At 46.7% G+C, this 16,147-nt stretch carries 17 protein-coding genes; 11 read left to right on the top strand and 6 right to left on the bottom strand.

All coding sequences use genetic code 11. The features are described 5' to 3' along the window. Positions 1-1,172 precede the first annotated feature (1,172 nt). The 3 genes from AB3R30_RS19310 to AB3R30_RS19300 all read right to left on the bottom strand — a co-directional run bounded on the left by AB3R30_RS19310 (position 1,173) and on the right by AB3R30_RS19300 (position 3,298). Positions 1,173-1,928 (bottom strand): phycobilisome rod-core linker polypeptide, encoded by a 756-nt coding sequence (locus AB3R30_RS19310; RefSeq protein ID WP_458650849.1) that lies wholly within the window; start codon positions 1,926-1,928, stop codon positions 1,173-1,175. A gap of 104 nt (positions 1,929-2,032) precedes the next feature. Next, positions 2,033-2,614: a hypothetical protein gene (locus AB3R30_RS19305; protein ID WP_458650848.1), complete on the bottom strand. Its 582-nt coding sequence runs from the start codon at positions 2,612-2,614 to the stop codon at positions 2,033-2,035. A 3-nt stretch (positions 2,615-2,617) separates the two neighbouring features. Next, positions 2,618-3,298 carry a phycobiliprotein lyase gene (locus AB3R30_RS19300; RefSeq protein WP_458650847.1) on the bottom strand — a complete coding sequence of 227 codons (681 nt, stop codon included), beginning with the start codon at positions 3,296-3,298 and terminating at the stop codon, positions 2,618-2,620. Between the two features lie 205 nt (positions 3,299-3,503). Between AB3R30_RS19300 and AB3R30_RS19295 the strand changes: the two genes are divergently transcribed. The 7 genes from AB3R30_RS19295 to AB3R30_RS19265 all read left to right on the top strand — a co-directional run bounded on the left by AB3R30_RS19295 (position 3,504) and on the right by AB3R30_RS19265 (position 8,906). Then, positions 3,504-3,671, top strand: a complete 168-nt coding sequence (locus tag AB3R30_RS19295; protein WP_458650846.1) for an NblA/ycf18 family protein — start codon at positions 3,504-3,506, stop codon at positions 3,669-3,671. A 228-nt stretch (positions 3,672-3,899) separates the two neighbouring features. Next, a complete protein-coding gene (gene cpeB / locus AB3R30_RS19290; protein WP_458650845.1) occupies positions 3,900-4,454 on the top strand; it encodes a C-phycoerythrin subunit beta in 555 nt (184 codons plus the stop codon). Positions 4,455-4,520: 66 nt separating this feature from the next. Next, positions 4,521-5,015, top strand: coding sequence for a C-phycoerythrin subunit alpha (cpeA, locus tag AB3R30_RS19285; RefSeq protein ID WP_458650844.1), 495 nt, complete (start codon positions 4,521-4,523; stop codon positions 5,013-5,015). Positions 5,016-5,172: 157 nt separating this feature from the next. Beyond that, on the top strand, positions 5,173-6,447 hold the full coding sequence (locus AB3R30_RS19280) for a HEAT repeat domain-containing protein (RefSeq protein ID WP_458650843.1): 1,275 nt from the start codon (positions 5,173-5,175) through the stop codon (positions 6,445-6,447). A 79-nt stretch (positions 6,448-6,526) separates the two neighbouring features. After that, positions 6,527-7,141 carry a HEAT repeat domain-containing protein gene (locus tag AB3R30_RS19275; RefSeq protein WP_458650842.1) on the top strand — a complete coding sequence of 205 codons (615 nt, stop codon included), beginning with the start codon at positions 6,527-6,529 and terminating at the stop codon, positions 7,139-7,141. Between the two features lie 152 nt (positions 7,142-7,293). Then, positions 7,294-8,403: an AAA family ATPase gene (locus AB3R30_RS19270; RefSeq protein ID WP_458650841.1), complete on the top strand. Its 1,110-nt coding sequence runs from the start codon at positions 7,294-7,296 to the stop codon at positions 8,401-8,403. Continuing rightward, entirely contained in the window at positions 8,400-8,906 is a 507-nt protein-coding gene (locus tag AB3R30_RS19265; protein ID WP_458650840.1) for a hypothetical protein, read from the top strand. Before AB3R30_RS19270 ends, AB3R30_RS19265 begins: the two co-directional genes overlap by 4 nt. Positions 8,907-9,014: 108 nt before the next feature. Here the strand turns inward: AB3R30_RS19265 and AB3R30_RS19260 are convergent, their stop codons facing one another. Continuing rightward, entirely contained in the window at positions 9,015-9,443 is a 429-nt protein-coding gene (locus AB3R30_RS19260) for a helix-turn-helix domain-containing protein (RefSeq protein WP_458650839.1), read from the bottom strand. Between the two features lie 255 nt (positions 9,444-9,698). On the opposite strand from AB3R30_RS19260, the gene AB3R30_RS19255 reads away from it, so the two are divergent. Continuing rightward, complete coding sequence (locus tag AB3R30_RS19255; RefSeq protein ID WP_458650838.1) at positions 9,699-10,271, top strand: tyrosine-type recombinase/integrase; 573 nt, start codon at positions 9,699-9,701, stop codon at positions 10,269-10,271. A 13-nt stretch (positions 10,272-10,284) separates the two neighbouring features. Here AB3R30_RS19255 and AB3R30_RS19250 read toward each other — a convergent pair whose 3' ends face one another. Next, positions 10,285-10,749 carry a hypothetical protein gene (locus AB3R30_RS19250; protein WP_458650837.1) on the bottom strand — a complete coding sequence of 155 codons (465 nt, stop codon included), beginning with the start codon at positions 10,747-10,749 and terminating at the stop codon, positions 10,285-10,287. A 177-nt stretch (positions 10,750-10,926) separates the two neighbouring features. Continuing rightward, positions 10,927-11,724, bottom strand: coding sequence for a ParA family protein (locus AB3R30_RS19245; protein WP_458650836.1), 798 nt, complete (start codon positions 11,722-11,724; stop codon positions 10,927-10,929). Between the two features lie 241 nt (positions 11,725-11,965). On the opposite strand from AB3R30_RS19245, the gene AB3R30_RS19240 reads away from it, so the two are divergent. From AB3R30_RS19240 to AB3R30_RS19230, 3 genes are all read left to right on the top strand, one after another. Beyond that, positions 11,966-12,571 (top strand): hypothetical protein, encoded by a 606-nt coding sequence (locus AB3R30_RS19240; protein WP_458650835.1) that lies wholly within the window; start codon positions 11,966-11,968, stop codon positions 12,569-12,571. A 461-nt stretch (positions 12,572-13,032) separates the two neighbouring features. Beyond that, positions 13,033-14,628, top strand: a complete 1,596-nt coding sequence (locus tag AB3R30_RS19235) for a hypothetical protein (RefSeq protein WP_458650834.1) — start codon at positions 13,033-13,035, stop codon at positions 14,626-14,628. Between the two features lie 77 nt (positions 14,629-14,705). After that, a complete protein-coding gene (locus AB3R30_RS19230; protein ID WP_458650833.1) occupies positions 14,706-16,115 on the top strand; it encodes a hypothetical protein in 1,410 nt (469 codons plus the stop codon). Positions 16,116-16,147 lie beyond the last annotated feature (32 nt).

The following is a 16,147-nucleotide window of genomic DNA, read 5'->3' as shown; positions in this document are numbered from 1 at the left end:
GAATCGGCAAGGACACAAAGACCCTTGAGAAATAAGGGAGGATGATGTCTTGACCTTTCCCCGTACTGCTTTACCAGCAATTGACAATTAAAGAAATTGGCAAAGAGAAAACTGACAGAGATCAGCACTAAAATCCGTTAGAAGTTTGGGCTTCAGTCTTAGAGTCTTGCCAACAGCAATAGAATTCCGTGAACTCAACTCAAACCCATGAATCGAGTCAGCGATCGCAAATAATGGTTAGGCAATGCAATTTCCAACAAATTTCCTCGTTTTTCAGTACGCTCTACTGACTCAGCTAAGCTTCATGATTGGGAGATGCACGGTAGAGCTTGACCGATAAACCTTATCTACAACAGGAAGATGTAACAGTCACTTATAGGTTTTGTGGTAGGACTCAACCGACTGTTAATCTGCGTTTTACACTACGGACATATTAGGAGTACAAGAGTGGTCACCCAACCCAGTATTGACGGTTTTTTTTGCGTCCACTGCTGAGATCAGCCATTTTTGAGCTATTTCTAAACGATTGCGATCGTATCCTCTGTAGCAAAATCAAATTTTAGGTAGTGACCTGAGGAGAGTGTAATTCCCTTAAACAAAAGCGATGAAAGCTCAGTTCAGTGGATGATTGAGATAGTTTCTCAGTGATTATTTGCTCAATGAAGTGTATTGTTTGGCACTAGCTTTATGAGACATTCATCAAATCTAATAAGAGCTTCATAACTGCTTCATAAAGCAAGTCAATCCGTTCGCCTTGCCTACCAAATAGATGACACTTCCTCTTTTGGCACCCAATTAAGGACAATATCAACAAGTCTGAAATCAAGTCTGAAATCAAGTACTTATCGACAAACTAAAACTGACTTGCTGCCATCTAGAGATTAATAAGCACCAAGTCTCGACTCTGCCCAACCTGCCAAGTCCCAAACAATGAGTGCTGAACAATGAATAGCGAAACAATGGATGCTGAGCGAAGCCGAAGCACGATCCCAAGTCCAGTAACGACAAATATGGCTCAGAATCACTATATAGGCTAGTTTCGACTACGCTCAATCCTCAATGTCAGATTTTTAGAAATGCCTATTTAAAGACTAAAAATTTAAAAACTAAAAACGCGGGGGCTGCACTGAATAAACAGACAGCCCCCGCGTTTTTGAATGGCTCAGAATGACTTAATTTTTGCGATAAGGAACAGATTTTTCGATATCGATGTTAAGCGCTGAGATTCGTTGAGGCGCGTTGCCCTGAGGATTAAGGTTTCGCGCCATATTAAGGAATTGAGACGGACTTCCTGCAACCGCCTTCTGTTCTTGTGGAACATAACTGCGAACAGTAGTTTGCCAAACAAACTGTGGGAAGCCAAGTTTGCCGCGATAGTATTCGTTGTAACGAGGAGACGTGATATTGAAAGGACGTTCACCCTCTGCGCGCCCTGGCAAGATTCGACGACGTTGATAGGGAACAGTATCATACCCAAACGCTTCCAGGTATTCGTCGCTGTCGAGTAGCTGATCTACAAAGCCGACAATCCCTTTGGTGGCAACAACAATAGACCAAGCGATCTTTTCTTGTTGACCGTAGACATCGCGACCTAACACTCGTTGCACAGTTTGCTCTACAAAACGGTAGTTGCTATTGAGGTCATAGAAACTGCGCTTGTACGTGTTGGAAAGCAACAATCCACGAATAAAATCACGGACTGTAATCTGACCGCTGCGAAGTTGAGACTCTAAAAACTTTTCGCGATCGGCAGCGAAAGCATGGAAGAAAATCTGACGATAGGCTACTTCAATCAGCGTATCCATATCGGCTGAGGACAGCAGGTTTTCTGTGGAGTAGATCCTGGGTTGCTCGTCTCCAGGGACTTCATAGCTTGCAACCCGCTGGTTTTGACTATTAGGGGAATATTCTAAAAGAGGAAGTGCCACGCCTACAAAATCTCCCTTTTCTGAAGAAATCTTACAAAGTTAGTCCTGATCATATAGGGATGGGGGCGGCATTATTCGATTTAGTCTGATGAAAATTACATAACTTAATTTAGCGATCGCGAATCTTGTCCTTGACCGCGCCAAAATGCCAACGGGTCTTGGGTCGAAACATAATCTGGATAAAACTGCAACCAGTCTTTTTGATCAGGCTGATCAGGCGGGAGGGCAATTTCCAATCCTAGACAGAGATGAGCCAGCGATCGCTCAAACTGTGAGTGATGCCCAGGAGAACCCGCGTGAGCATGAGCATATTCATGAACAACTAACCGAAGCCAGTCTTTGGGCACTACCCGTCCCACATCAACCAAGATAGTGACTGGGTTGGTTTGTAAATTGCATAGCCCGTCGATCTTAAAAGACTCAACGAGTGGAGCGGCAAAAATTTGGATGGGGGGTTGCTCCCAAGCATGAAAGCAATCATGGCATCCTTGAACATAGCCAGTGAGTTGTCGGTTGACTGCATCAATATGGTTGCCGATCCAAGTACAAATTGAGATGCGGTCATCTAGGCGATCAACCAAGTCAATTATTGCTGGCGTTAAAGCGAGACTGCGAACTCCATAGAGATAATCCAATCCACGGGTAAATGGATCGGTGCTAGTGGTGATAATTAATGAATCAGCCAAGATCTAGCAGCCTAAAACAGAAAAATATTGAGTTGGCTCAACGGCAGTTTCAGGAACCGACTCAACGGCAGATGCGATCGCATCTGCCACCCGCATTTCAGTACAAAAAGTAGCCGTGCTAAAGCCACCAAATCGTTTGACAGTGCTGGTTCGCATCCGGAGGCTGGGGCTAGCAAACCAGAAGCGCTCGATCGAACTCATGGTTTCATACTCAGTGGTTAGGACTAAGCCATTTTCATCATCCATGTGATATTGCCCTGCAATGGGCACGATTTCAGCATATCCCCGCTCTCGCAGCAAAATTCCTTGACGAGGATGATCGGCATCGGGGATAAGTGCGAAGACAGTAGACCCTTCATGATTTTCATCGTCATTCCGATCCCAACTCATGGCACCGTTCCAGGAGACAAATGCCCCCCCGATCGCTAGGGCAGGGTCAACTTCATGCAATTGGCAGATCTCAATCACTTGGGGATGATCGGCGGCAAATGCTTCGACCCGAATGGCAGATTCGCCAGCTTCCGTGCGCTTGAATGCGAGGTGATGGGTGGTTCGCTGCGATCGCCATGTTCCCGTACTCAGTTGAAAAAACTCCATTACATCCATTGGATTCTCAATTCCAAACAACAATATTTCTACTTTTAAACCGACGCAGCCTAATCCTAGGAGGGAGGATTGACCCATGTTGTAACGCTATTCTTACATCATAAAGCGGCATTAGCGGTCTTTACACCCAGAGTAACTCCACTCAAATCATGATTTATTCGGAAACGTCTAAATCTGACTTCTTGTCAAGCAAGTGTTATTTTTGTTAATATTAAGCCAAGGTAAACAAAATCAATATTGTCCAATTCTCAGAGTCGAACACAAACCCCAAAGAGGAGAAATTATGAATGTCCCCATGGAGCTTAACCTAGAGCAGCAATTTAACCTCAAGCTGTATGAAGAACAAGTTAAAGGCTTAAACCTGGAACAATCGCAGGAATTTCTCTTGGAGGTGCTGCGCCAACTCATGGTGAAAGACAATATGCTGAAGCATTTGCTCAAGCAAGTTTAGAGCCAAAAATAATTGATCGTTATATTCGCTAAGTGCGATCGCCAATCTATTGCTTTCATCCCCAGTTAGATCTGTCTAATTGGGGATGTTTTTTAGAATGTTAAGGATTGTTGCTTTGTTTCTCATAACTGAGACTGAGGCACACATCATCTTTTATGGTCTGTAGTGTCTTGTTTAACCAAACAGACAAAAAGTTTTAACAGATTACTAATTTTTAAGGAGAGCGAAATGCTTGACGCTTTTTCCAGAGCCGTAGTATCAGCAGATGCAAGCACTTCTGTTGTCGGTGATATCAACGCCCTCAAGTCGTTTGTTGCTAGCGGCAACCGTCGCTTGGATGCAGTAAACGCGATCGCAAGTAACGCTAGCTGCATGGTGTCTGATGCAGTTGCAGGGATGATTTGCGAAAACCAAGGCTTGATTCAAGCCGGTGGTAACTGCTACCCCAACCGTCGCATGGCTGCTTGCTTGCGCGATGCTGAAATCATCTTGCGCTATGTCACCTATGCTCTATTGGCTGGTGATGCTTCAGTTTTGGACGATCGCTGCTTGAATGGTTTGAAAGAAACCTATGCAGCATTGGGCGTACCCACCACCTCCACCGTGCGTGCTGTTCAAATCATGAAGGCTCAAGCAGCGGCTCACATCAAAGACACCCCCAGCGAAGCGCTAGCTGGTTCTAAACTCCGCAAAATGGGTTCCCCAGTCGTAGAAGATCGTTGCGCTAGCTTGGTTGCTGAAGCTTCCAGCTACTTCGATCGCGTGATTGCTGCCCTGAGCTAGTTCTCAGTCGCTGGCTCAGAAAAAATCGAACAACAATCAACACTCTAACCATTGGGAGATTTAAAAATGAAATCCGTTGTTACTACCGTCATCGCCTCTGCTGATGCAGCAGGACGTTTTCCTAGCACCTCTGATCTAGAGTCAGTTCAAGGTTCCATCCAACGGGCTGCTGCTCGTTTGGAAGCAGCTGAAAAGCTAGCGAACAACCTCGACAACGTTGCGAAAGAAGCTTACGATGCTGCAATCAAAAAGTATCCTTACTTAAACAATCAAGGTGAAGCAAACTCCACCGATACCTTCAAGTCAAAGTGCGCTCGTGACATCAAGCACTACCTGCGCCTAATCCAGTACAGCCTAGTCGTGGGCGGTACCGGTCCTTTGGATGAATGGGGTATTGCAGGTCAGCGCGAAGTCTATCGTGCATTAAGCTTGCCTACCGCTCCTTATGTTGAAGCATTGAGCTTTGCCCGTAACCGGGGTTGCGCTCCTCGCGATATGTCTGCTCAAGCATTGACCGAGTACAACGCACTGTTGGACTATGCCATCAACTCTCTGTCCTAGTCGATCGCCCTTGGGTGATTGGGTGACTGGATAGATGTTCTTATGCAAGCCTGGAGGTTCTTCGCGATTGGCTTTACCCATTAAGGTGAAGTATTGGCAAAGAACTTTCAGGTTTGTTGGGTTTAAAGCGGGTAGTGATTAGCCATAGACTGAGTGAATGGATAAACGATTTTTTAATCTATTTAATTTGACTGAAGATCAGGCGATCGCCCTGTTGGATACGCCCCAAGACCAAATCAGTGAAGATGATTCGCGCTACATTGCCGCATCCCATTTAATAAACTTCAACACAGAGCAATCAATCAATGCCCTGATCCGAGCCGTGCAGCAGACCGATGCAGCAATGGAGAACCGAATCGTCCGGCGTAAATCGGTGGAAACCTTGGGGCGGCTGCAAGCGGCACAAGCTCTGCCTGTGATTCATGGCTGCCTCGGCGATGCGGATTGCTATACGGTGGAAAATGCGGTGTGGGCGATCGGGGAAATTGGCACTCAAGACCCCGCCATTCTAGAAGACATTGCCCAATTGCTCGATAAACCCGGACAAACCTACCGGGTCATCATCCATACCTTAGCTAAGCTAGATTATCAGCCCGCGCTAGACCGAATTCGTCGCTTTACCGATAGCGCCGATCTGCCGACATCAAGTGCAGCGATTACCACAGTGTGTCGATTCACCCACGATGATTCTCAAATGGATCGGGTGGTGGCGATGCTGCAACACACAAACGTACTGGCACGGCGCTTATCGATTCAAGATTTAATCGATGCTCGGTACTATGATGCCATTCCAGATATTGCCCACTGTCCCGTGTCATTGGTGTTTCGGTTGCGCGGCATTCGGCTGTTGGCAGAGGTGGGCATTGCGTCAAACGCGATCGCCTTTGCCACGATTCACCCCTATTTAGAGCAGACCTTACGCGACCATCCCAAGGATTTGAGTTTGGTGCATAGTTATGATCAGCCGCCAGATCTTCCCTTTTTGATTCAAGAACTATACGAAACCGACTTTGGGCGCTGCTATCTTGCCACCCAAACGATCTTGGATCATTACGCTGACTCTGCTCCCGCCGCACTATTTGCCAGCTATGCCGCAGAAGCCACCAATGACTACGGCGCTCACTTCCATGTGATGAAGCTATTTGGCTGGCTAAAACATGCACCTGCTTACGATTTACTTGTAGAAGCCTTGCACAACAAACAGCCTCAGTTTCAGAAATCACGAGCCGCCGCCGCGATCGCCCTAGCAGAAATTGCCGATCCACGCGCCATCCCAGAACTCAAAACCTGTTTAGATACTAAAATTTGGGATCTAAAATACGCTGCATTATTAGCACTAGAACAATTTGGTGACACCAGCGGCTATGAAAAAGTCACCCATGAAGACGATTGGTTGATCCAAGAAAAAGCCAACTCCAAACTCAAAAGTTAACGCTTAAAACTTCAAATCAAAGCGAGTTAGCCAATCAGTTTGACTCATCTTTTTGTACGGTTCATTTTAATTATTATCTATGTCCACCGAAGAACTTTTTCAACAACTAAAACACCCCAATCCGCACCTGCGCGATCAGGCAATGTGGGAACTGGCAGAGAACCCGGATGAAACCACCATTCCTCGGTTGATGAGCATTTTGGATGAAGCAGACACCACCTATCGACGGGCAGCGGTGAAAACTTTAGGCGCGATTGGTCACGATACGGTGCCCCCCTTAGTTGATGCCTTGCTTCACAGTGAGAATGTGACGGTGCGCGGTAGTGCTGCCAAAGCCTTGGCGCAAGTCGTGATCAATCATCCCGATGTGCCCTTGTCTACCGCAGGAGTGCAGGGATTAAAAACGGCGCTGAATGACCCGAACCCCGTGGTGAATATTGCCGTAGTGATGGCGCTAGGTGAAATTGGCACCCCTGTTCTAGATATTTTGATTGAAGCCTTACAAACGACCGACAATCCCGCACTCGCTATCTCGCTGGTCAGCACTTTAGGCGCGATCGGGGATGAACGCGGTGTAGAGGTTCTCACTGCCCTGATTCAAGATGACGCGATCGATTCCTATGTGCGGGAGTCTGCCACCAGTGCCCTGTCTCGTCTGGAGATGACAACCAAGTTTCAACGACGAGAGCAATAAATAGAAAAATTCAGTCTAATCGCAGCTAGACAGATGGTTGATCTCCCAATCCTATCAACGTGCAAATTTGCCGAAAGTTATAACAGGGTACATTGGTTAACTAGGCTTGACCAAAGGCTCCTTCACTTTCCCCTCCTCGGAGTTGTTTTGCTATGCTCCAAAGACTATATGTACACAACTTCAGATGCCTAGAGAACTTTGAACTGTCTTTAAAGTCCCTGTCATCCGCTCTTTTAATTGGAAAAAATGGTGCAGGTAAATCAACGATTACCAATGCATTAGAAGTATTTCAGAGTATTGGTCGAGGCATCAACCGAGTTGGACAATTGGTGCAGTCCAAGGATTTTGCTCGTGGCAGATATGATGTCCCAATTCGATTTGAAATAGAAGTATTACTGAACGAGAAATTGTACAAGTACGTTCTTGCACTGGAACTGCCAGAAAACTTCAAAGAGCTTCGAGTATTTGAAGAGCAACTACTAATTGCAGGAAATCCAATTTACTCTCGGAAGGAAGCTCAAGTTACTCTTCATGCCAGCCCACGAAATCCTAAAGCCCAGTTTTTGGTAGATTGGCACCTTGTTGCTCTTCCAGTAATTCAAGAGCAATCAGAGACTGATCCGCTGCGTATTTTCAGGACTTGGCTTGCCCACATGATTATTTTAGCTCCAATCCCAAGCTTGATGAATGGAGACTCTAACGGAGAAACTTTACAGCCGAAGCGGGATGGTTCAAACTTTGGGGAATGGTTTTCTGGATTACTTAGTCGATACCCTGCTGCATACACACTGTCCGACAGCTATCTCCGAGAAGTTATGCCTGACATCCAGGATTTTCTGAATGAGCAGATTGGCAAAAATTCTAAAAGTATGGTTGTTCGATTTGAGGCAAATAATTCACATCTGGGGGTTGAGTTTAGAGACTTATCTGATGGTGAGAAATGCTTTTTCCTTTGCGCTGTTGTCTTAGCTGCCAACAAGTATTATGGTCCACTTTTTTGTTTTTGGGATGAACCTGATAACTATCTTGCAATATCAGAAGTTGGACATTTTGTCGCATCGCTACGACGCTCATTTCAGGGTAAAGGACAAATTTTAGTAACCTCTCATAATCCTGAAGCAATCCGAAAGTTTTCAGATGAAAACACGATAGTTCTCCAGCGGAGAAGCCATTTAGAGCCAACTTTAGTCAGGCTGCTTAGTGAGCTATCTATTAGAGGCGATCTTGTAGATGCCTTGATTCGCGGCGATATAGAGCCATGAGCATCAATAAATATCAATCACACATTCTTGTGTTGCCTGAAGACGATGCGAATCGCCAGATTGCAAACGGATTTATTCTTCATCCAAACCTTAATGGACGTGCGATTCAAGTCCTACCCTCTGCTGGTGGTTGGGGCAAAGTACTGAATGACCTCAAAGACGTTCACGCTCCCGAAATGCAAAAATATCTATACAGAATGATGGTTTTGCTGATCGATTTCGACAATCAGCAAGAGGAGCGATTGAGTTATGTAAAAAATCAGATTCCGCAGGATTTAACTGATAGGGTTTTCGTGCTTGGAGTAGTCTCTGAGCCAGAGAATCTGAGAAAAATTATTCAAAGAACTTTTGAAAATATTGGGGAAGCCCTTTCACAAGATTGCTCTGACGACATGAATGAATTATGGGGACATGATCTCCTTAAACACAACCAGCCTGAGGTAGAGCGGATGATTCTATCTGTAAAACCATTTCTGTTTGAAAAAAACCGTCATAGATTTTAGACAAGTTCAAGTTGATCTAGAATGGCATAGACTTTTGGCTACTACTGATCCAATACATTATGTTCAAGGGCGATCGCTCTACTATTGATAGCAAGCAATTGTTTCTACTTAACCAACTTCAGAGATAGCATTGTTTTCTGAGCTAAACCCTAGTATTAGCAGAGCTTTACGGATTTTTGCTTTAGAAGGGCGAACTTTGGGAACCGCTAATTCTAGTTCTCTGGCGGTTTCAAACAATTCTCGCATCAAAATATCGAGCGAAACATCATCGGCATCTTCTGGAAGCGGTTCCATCCGTCCTTCGTAGGCTAAGGTATAAAGCTCCAGGTGATGCTTTCCCATGACTCTGGCTAACTTTCTCAAGGTTTCAGGAGTGGGGCAAGTTCCTTTAAAGCACGCTCCTCTCAACCGGGGTTGCGGCACTCCAGACAACTCCGCCAAACGGTTCATACTGATACTCTGCCTTTCCAGGTATTGCAGAATGAACTGCCCTAAAGGGGAGCAATCTTCAGCTTTAATTTGTAACCTCGCTGGCATTGGTCAGTACCAAAAGAATTCCAACATTTACAAGATAACCGCCGGAAGGCGATCGCACATAGTGTCCATGTGGGTGTCAATGTTGTAGGTTTGGCTTTGCAACCGTGACCTATTCTACACTCTACGCTTTGCAATTCCCATGGGTTGCAATCTAGCAATAGCTCAACGAGCTTGCTGCCCGATAGGATAAGAAGGAGTAATTTCTTATCCTAGTTTAGGAATAGTGATAGTTTTGGTGGCGAGGAGATAGCCTAGGTGAAGATTGATGGTCATGGACAGGCAAAAATTCTCACCCCTGAAGAAATCACTCGACTGTTTCAAGCTGGGTTACACAGCGATCGCGATCGGGCGCTCTTTGGGTTATGCCTTTATACGGGCTGCCGAATTAATGAAGCCTGTACTCGATTGGTCAGGGATGTATACCAAGAATCAGGGCTAGTCAGCGCTGAAATTTTGATCCGCAAGAAAGATACGAAGGGGCGACGGGCAACGCGATCGATTCAAACTCATCCTCGGCTGCGGCAGTGGTTAGAAGCTTATCAGCCGCAGGTAAAAACGGACTATTTGTTTCCAGGGCGATGGCAGCGCGGATATATTCGACCGACCTCGGCACACAAGCTTTTACAGCAGGCATTTCAACGGGTAGAGATTATCGGCGCATCAACTCACAGTTTCCGGCGAACGGCGCTGACGCAGATGAGTGCAGCCGGAATTCCGTTACGGGTGATTCAAGAAATCAGCGGACACAATTCACTCGCAGCCTTGCAGAAATATCTAGAGGTAAGTGAGGCGCAAAAAGGGCAGGCGATCGCGGCGCTCACTTTTTGAACATCAGGACTGCTCATGAGGGCTTCCCTTCTAGCATCGTTAGCAGCCGACGGAGTTTTCCGGCTCGTTTGCGATCTCCATAACGACGTTTGGCTTCTGCTAGAATTTTCTTCATTGTGGCTGGGTTGGCAGAAGCATAAACCCAGGCAGCTTCGAGAAACACTTCGATCGTCACCCGGTTATCTTTGCAGTAGCGGGTTAAGGCGTGGTCGAGTTCTTGCTCTAACACGATCGCAGAATGGCGGTTGGTTGGCGGAACCTTGGCGAGTTCTGCTTTTAACTCTTCCAAAGCGTCGCTGCCGCTCTCAGTCGGCGATCGCTTGACTTCTGGTGAAGGGGCTTCTGGTGAATACTCAACAATTTTGTATACAGAGGGTGACTCGGATTGCTGCACTCTGGTAATGAGTGTGTCGTCTCTAACGGGTACAGTCGGGCGCTGTCGGTTCTGGCGGATTCGGTCTAGAACACTATCAGACATGGCAATGAGAAAGAATGAGGAACAGGAACAGCTAAATTTGAAGCAATTGACTGACTAAAAGCAAGAAATTCAAAAGGCTAATTTCACTTTTTTAGCTTTATCTCTTTACTATATTCGTAAAATCATGGGTCAAAGAAGGTTTTTCAAGGGATTAGTCAAAAAGCCAAAAAATAGAAACTAGCTTTTTGTTTTTTTCTTCTTTGCTTTTGCTAGCTTGCTAATTTTATCGATTAGCACTGCAAACGGATATTCCAATTCGGGATACCCCAGATCGCTCAAAGTGGAACGACGATTAATCGCCTGCTTATATCGCTCCGATTCTCGAATTGAAGGCAGAATTAATGCCTCCCCGACCTCATCGCGCATTCCATCAACAGCAGCGCGGCTCTCATGGGTTTGGGTGTTGCCAATCCAGCGATCGCGAAAAGGCAGCACTCCCATTACTTGGGCATCGGTTGCACCAATATCCTGGAGCGTTCGCAGCAGATCTAAGGTTCTGACTAGAGAGCCATAGCCTTTTACCGACGCTTCCGCAGGAATAATCAGGCTATCCGCCGCCCCTAGAACCGTTAAGCAAATTTGCGATCGCTGAGGCGGCGCGTCAATAATACAGACTTTGAATGTATTGGCGATTGGTTCCAGCCGACGTTTTAGCAGCGTCGCACCCACCCCGCTATTCGAGAGGTAGTCTTGAATCGTATCCAGTTGGTCATCGGCGGGAATCAGAAATAGATTCTCGTTGCCCTCGCTCGGATAAATACTATTTTCGGCAGAAACGGATTTTTTCAGAAATTCCAGCAGGGTGGGTTGGTTGGTCTGAAGTTCTAGATCAAGATAAGTCGTCAAGTTATGCTGTGGGTCAGCATCAATCAACAGCGTGGGATAGCCTTGACGCGAGAGCAGCCGACCCAGCATTAGAGATGCAGTGGTTTTACCTTGTCCGCCGCTGAGAGACGCGATCGCAATAGTTAACATAGCTGGTTTTTCAAATTCATTAGATTTTGTTAAAAAGCTAATTTTGACTTTTTATCTTTTTATTTTTTGTTAAATTTTAACTCTTGTAAAACATTGAGTTTCCCACGTATCACTATATCCTGTGAATTGTCCTGAACATGAGAGCCATGCGGCGCGAAGCAATACCAGTGATTGAGGAATCGCTAATAACCCGGTAGAATAACGGCTACAGTGCTAGAAATGCCTATTTGAGGATGGAAATATGCCACGAAAAATTGGAGCCATGAAGCAAAAAAAGCGGGGTGCGGGTCAGGCTCCTTTGAAGGAGGTGCAGGAACACAATCGGCGATCGCGTGAGATGGAGATGGAGGCAGTGATCCAAGACATCTTTGAGCAACACCACCAGAAACACCCGGAAGAAGTCGATCTAGCATGGAGTATCGGAGTATACGATCCCTTCGCTGGGATGAAGAATATTCGTGCCCGACTGCTGACTGACCTAGAACAAGATTGGCTCTTTACTGCTAAAGCCGTCGAGTGGTTGGTATGTGATGAGAAGGAAGATGCTATCTACTTCACGGCTCCCCCTCCAGACTTTGCACTGAAGCAGGCGGATTGGTATCTGCGACCCGATTTGACCACATTCCTAGATGAACCGATCCGGTTGAGCGACGCTGTAGAGCAGTACCCCATCACGTTGGAAATAATTCAAGGGGCGATCGGTCAGCGAATTCACCGAATGGGTTGGACAATGGATCAACTTGATCAGTTTCTCCAAAAGTTGGGACTTGAAGAGTCTAAAGCCGAGTTTGATCAAAATATCTGGGAAATGATCCTGTTTGAGTTGCAGATGAGAGAGGAGCGCTAATTGAGAGTTTTTTTAAAAACTGTCCCATTTTCCCAGATTTGCGCTTAGATCAATTAAGCTACTCACTACAGCAAATTTGCTGCGTGTCGGTGAGCGCCAGAGCGCCAAACATTTTTTAACGGTTGAAAAGGAGGTCATGCCGTGACATAAAAAACCCTTTAAAAGTCAAAACCCCCACTGCGAGAACAGAAGGGGCTAAAAGACTTTTATTGAATACGGATAGGAATGGAAGACTCTAACTAGCTAGCTAGCAAGAAAGTCACGTTAGGTCATCCAGCTTTGCTGTGCTTTCGCATTGCAAAGTTCATAGGCTACGCCAATTCTAGTAGCAATTTGTCAAATGATGCAACCTCATTTGATGAATTTTTCTAATTTTGCCTAGCTTCCTATCCGCCACTCACCCACAGGCATAGGTAGTTAATTATGTATTCAACATTTTGTGACCATCGGGAGGACAGACCATGAATCTAGCTCCCTCCCCTTCAGTCAAAGGCTTTGGAGATAAACTCCACCCAAAAAGCTCCCGTCGGAAGTCTAAATTTCAGTTCATCCAAGAATGGAATGATACCTTTCTATCGTTATTCCCCCATCGCTATGACTACCTCTGGGCAGACCACCCCAATCCGGGAGAAAAACCCAACTGGCAAACCGAGAGCCGTCATCCCCTCTCCGATCGCTTGATTCAGCAGGGAGCGCTCCTCTACGGCGTGCGGTTTGGTTCCACGACCGAATACATAGTCTTAGACCTCGATCGCGGCAGTTCCTATAACCCGATTCGCGATCCCTTTGCCTGGAGACGGATTACAGAAGCCCTCGAACCGTTGGGTTTGGTGCAGTTTGTCCTTTGCACCTCCAGCGACAGCAAAGGACTCCACATTTATTTTCCCTTTGATACCGCCCAAAAAACCTGGGCGATCGCGTTGGCAGTGTCTACGCTGATAGAGAATGCTGGGTTCAAACTGGCACCGGGACAGCTAGAAGTGTTTCCCAACCGCAAGCCCTACGCCCCAAGTGGAGAAATGACCCTCTACAACGGGCATCGGCTGCCCATGCAAGCTGGGTCTTACTTACTTGATCAAGACTTAAGGCTAATATGGGGATCTCAGCAAACCTTTGTGGAATACTGGCAGTTTGCTCAACGCCGCAATCAGGTTGATACCAAAACAATTGATCGAACCATCAAAGCAGCTAGGCGCAAACAGTACCGCATCAGTGGAAAAGCGAACAAGTTCTTAAATGACTTGAATGCGGAAATTGAACAGGGCTGGACAGGCTTGGGGCAAACCAATCGATTGCTCGGTCGGATTGCCATGCGGTCTTATATTTTTGGTCATGTCTGCGGCTCAGAGATTCCGCTAGTAGGAGCAGAGCTAACAGACGACATTGTAAAAGTAGCGCGATCGCTTCCCGGCTATGAGGAGTGGTGTCAACATCAGCATGAAATTGAAAAACGAGCGATGGAGTGGACACACTCCGTAGAGAATAGTCGATATTTTCACTATGGTTTAGGTAAACGCCACCGCGATCGACAACAACGGTCAGAGAGCGAAAACTCAAACGGGTGGAATCAGAAACAAGAGCAAGACGCTAGAGAACGAATTCGACAAGCGGTGGCGACGTTATCAGCAGCCGAATCTCTCCCCGACGGAGCTACTAAGCGCTTTAAGGTCTTAGTCAAATATAAGATTGGTGGTCAAACCCTCTATAATCACCGTGATTTGTGGCATCCAGACGATTTACAGGCAGCGTTGAATCGCGAACTTCATATGGGTAGTGGGCTAGAGTGCTGCGAGGGCGCACTCAACCCACAAAACCCCACAAGCTTTTTGGATAAGAATGGGTGTAATACCTTACCTGACGGGGCTTGTAGGGTTACTGAAAATGAAGAAAAGCGGGAAGATGGGGGTAATAAATTGCCGGGTGAGGAGACGGACAGACCCGCACCCCGAAATATGACAACGAAAGAGGGAATTGCTCACATAAGAGAGGTAGTGAAGGGGATAGAAGCCTGGAGTCAGGCAGAGAAATTAAGGAAAAAGCACCGATATAGTAGGTAGTTTGTTCTACCGTTAAAATTTTGGGTTGATTTCCAACGGTGTAAGTATGTTGGAATAGTTCTTCATGCCGTTTTTCCATGCCTATTCCTGCCGCAAACGCCCTGTTTCACAGCAAAACCTTAAACAATGCCCTGCGGAGCTTCTCCTTCCCCACAGACTTAGAGGTACGGCGATCGCAGTTGGAGCAGTGGATTGACTCTTTGCAAAGCGGCACCCTAGACGAAATCAAAGAGGTGTCGCTGCATGGGCAATTTCTCAATGATATTTTTCAGCAAGTCTTGGGCTATAGATCGGTGATTGCGGGCGCTGGTAAAACTTGGGAAATTCATGCCGAACAGTCTATATCCGACGGTGGCGGGTCTGCGGATGGCGCTTTGGGGCTATTTACGGCAACTGAAGGGAAGCAAGGAAAAGCCAAACTGCAAGGGCATCTCGTTGCCCCGATCGAACTCAAAGGGGCAAAGAATGATCTGGATCGCCCGACAGCGGGACGCAAAGAATCGGCGGTAGAACAGGGATGGCGCTATGCCAACTACACCCCAAATTGTAAGTGGGTGATTGTTTCCAACTATCGGGAAGTACGGCTCTATCAAACCAGCAAAACACCTGCTTACTACGAGCAATTTTTGCTCCCCGACCTGGCAGACCTAGAACAGTTCAAGCGCTTCTATTTTCTCCTGTGCCGCCAAAACTTTCTACCAGCCGCAGACAGCCCACAACCCTTGTCTCGGATTGATCGGCTGTTGCAAGAGTCGAATGAAGCCCAAGAAGAAATTACCAAACAGCTTTATCAAGAGTACAAACAAGTTCGGCTGCTGATCGTCCGCGACTTCCAAACAAAAGCCCCTGACACGATTCGCGATCGCGACGCAACGCTGATCGAAAAAGCGCAAAAAGTCTTAGACCGCATCTTGTTTATTGCATTTTGTGAAGATCGGGGTCTGCTGCCAGCCAAGACGATCGCCACCGCCCACGACCACACCGATCCCTACAACCCGCGCGCCATCTGGGACAACTACAAAACAGTATTTCGGTGGGTGGATCAGGGCAACGAGAACCCGCCCATCTCTGGCTATAACGGTGGACTGTTTAAGCTCGATCCAGTGCTAGACGAACAGCTTCAGCTTACCGATGAGCTATGTTCTCAGCTAAAGCAGTTAACCCGGTTTGACTTTGACACGGAAGTGTCGGTCGATATTTTGGGACACATTTTTGAACAATCCGTCAGCGACCTGGAAGAGCTACGGGCGCTGGCAACCGGACAGGACTATGACCCCAAGAAAGGAAAACGCAAAACCCAAGGGGTGTTCTATACCCCAGCCTTCATCACTCAATACATTGTGGAAGTGGCGGTGGGTGGTTACTTGCGCCGACGCGAAGAAGAACTGCTCTATGATTGCGGCTTAGAATACATTCCCCTCCGAGCAACCCGCGAATTGAAACAGGGATTACGCAGTTGGATTGAGAACAAAGCGAGGAGCGGCTAAATAGGAACGAATCGCATCCCGCACGATCGCCA

The sequence above is a fragment of the Sivoneniella epilithica UHCC 1019 genome (genome assembly GCF_040830845.1).
Taxonomy (GTDB): Bacteria; Cyanobacteriota; Cyanobacteriia; order Leptolyngbyales; family Leptolyngbyaceae; genus ULC077BIN1.
The sequence above is the reverse complement of the archived record's forward strand: the minus strand, read 5'-3'. Positions and strand labels throughout refer to the sequence as shown.

Excerpts from the sequence above, each read along its gene's own strand:
- AB3R30_RS19270 (WP_458650841.1), top strand. The coding sequence starts at position 7,294 with ATGCTCCAAAGACTATATGTACACAACTTCAGATGCCTAGAGAACTTT.
- AB3R30_RS19265 (WP_458650840.1), top strand. The coding sequence starts at position 8,400 with ATGAGCATCAATAAATATCAATCACACATTCTTGTGTTGCCTGAAGAC.
- AB3R30_RS19295 (WP_458650846.1), top strand. The coding sequence starts at position 3,504 with ATGAATGTCCCCATGGAGCTTAACCTAGAGCAGCAATTTAACCTCAAG.
- cpeA (WP_458650844.1), top strand. The coding sequence starts at position 4,521 with ATGAAATCCGTTGTTACTACCGTCATCGCCTCTGCTGATGCAGCAGGA.
- AB3R30_RS19275 (WP_458650842.1), top strand. The coding sequence starts at position 6,527 with ATGTCCACCGAAGAACTTTTTCAACAACTAAAACACCCCAATCCGCAC.
- AB3R30_RS19245 (WP_458650836.1), bottom strand. The coding sequence starts at position 11,724 with ATGTTAACTATTGCGATCGCGTCTCTCAGCGGCGGACAAGGTAAAACC.
- AB3R30_RS19240 (WP_458650835.1), top strand. The coding sequence starts at position 11,966 with ATGCCACGAAAAATTGGAGCCATGAAGCAAAAAAAGCGGGGTGCGGGT.
- AB3R30_RS19235 (WP_458650834.1), top strand. The coding sequence starts at position 13,033 with ATGAATCTAGCTCCCTCCCCTTCAGTCAAAGGCTTTGGAGATAAACTC.
- cpeB (WP_458650845.1), top strand. The coding sequence starts at position 3,900 with ATGCTTGACGCTTTTTCCAGAGCCGTAGTATCAGCAGATGCAAGCACT.
- AB3R30_RS19250 (WP_458650837.1), bottom strand. The coding sequence starts at position 10,749 with ATGTCTGATAGTGTTCTAGACCGAATCCGCCAGAACCGACAGCGCCCG.
- AB3R30_RS19280 (WP_458650843.1), top strand. The coding sequence starts at position 5,173 with ATGGATAAACGATTTTTTAATCTATTTAATTTGACTGAAGATCAGGCG.
- AB3R30_RS19260 (WP_458650839.1), bottom strand. The coding sequence starts at position 9,443 with ATGCCAGCGAGGTTACAAATTAAAGCTGAAGATTGCTCCCCTTTAGGG.
- AB3R30_RS19230 (WP_458650833.1), top strand. The coding sequence starts at position 14,706 with ATGCCTATTCCTGCCGCAAACGCCCTGTTTCACAGCAAAACCTTAAAC.
- AB3R30_RS19300 (WP_458650847.1), bottom strand. The coding sequence starts at position 3,298 with ATGGGTCAATCCTCCCTCCTAGGATTAGGCTGCGTCGGTTTAAAAGTA.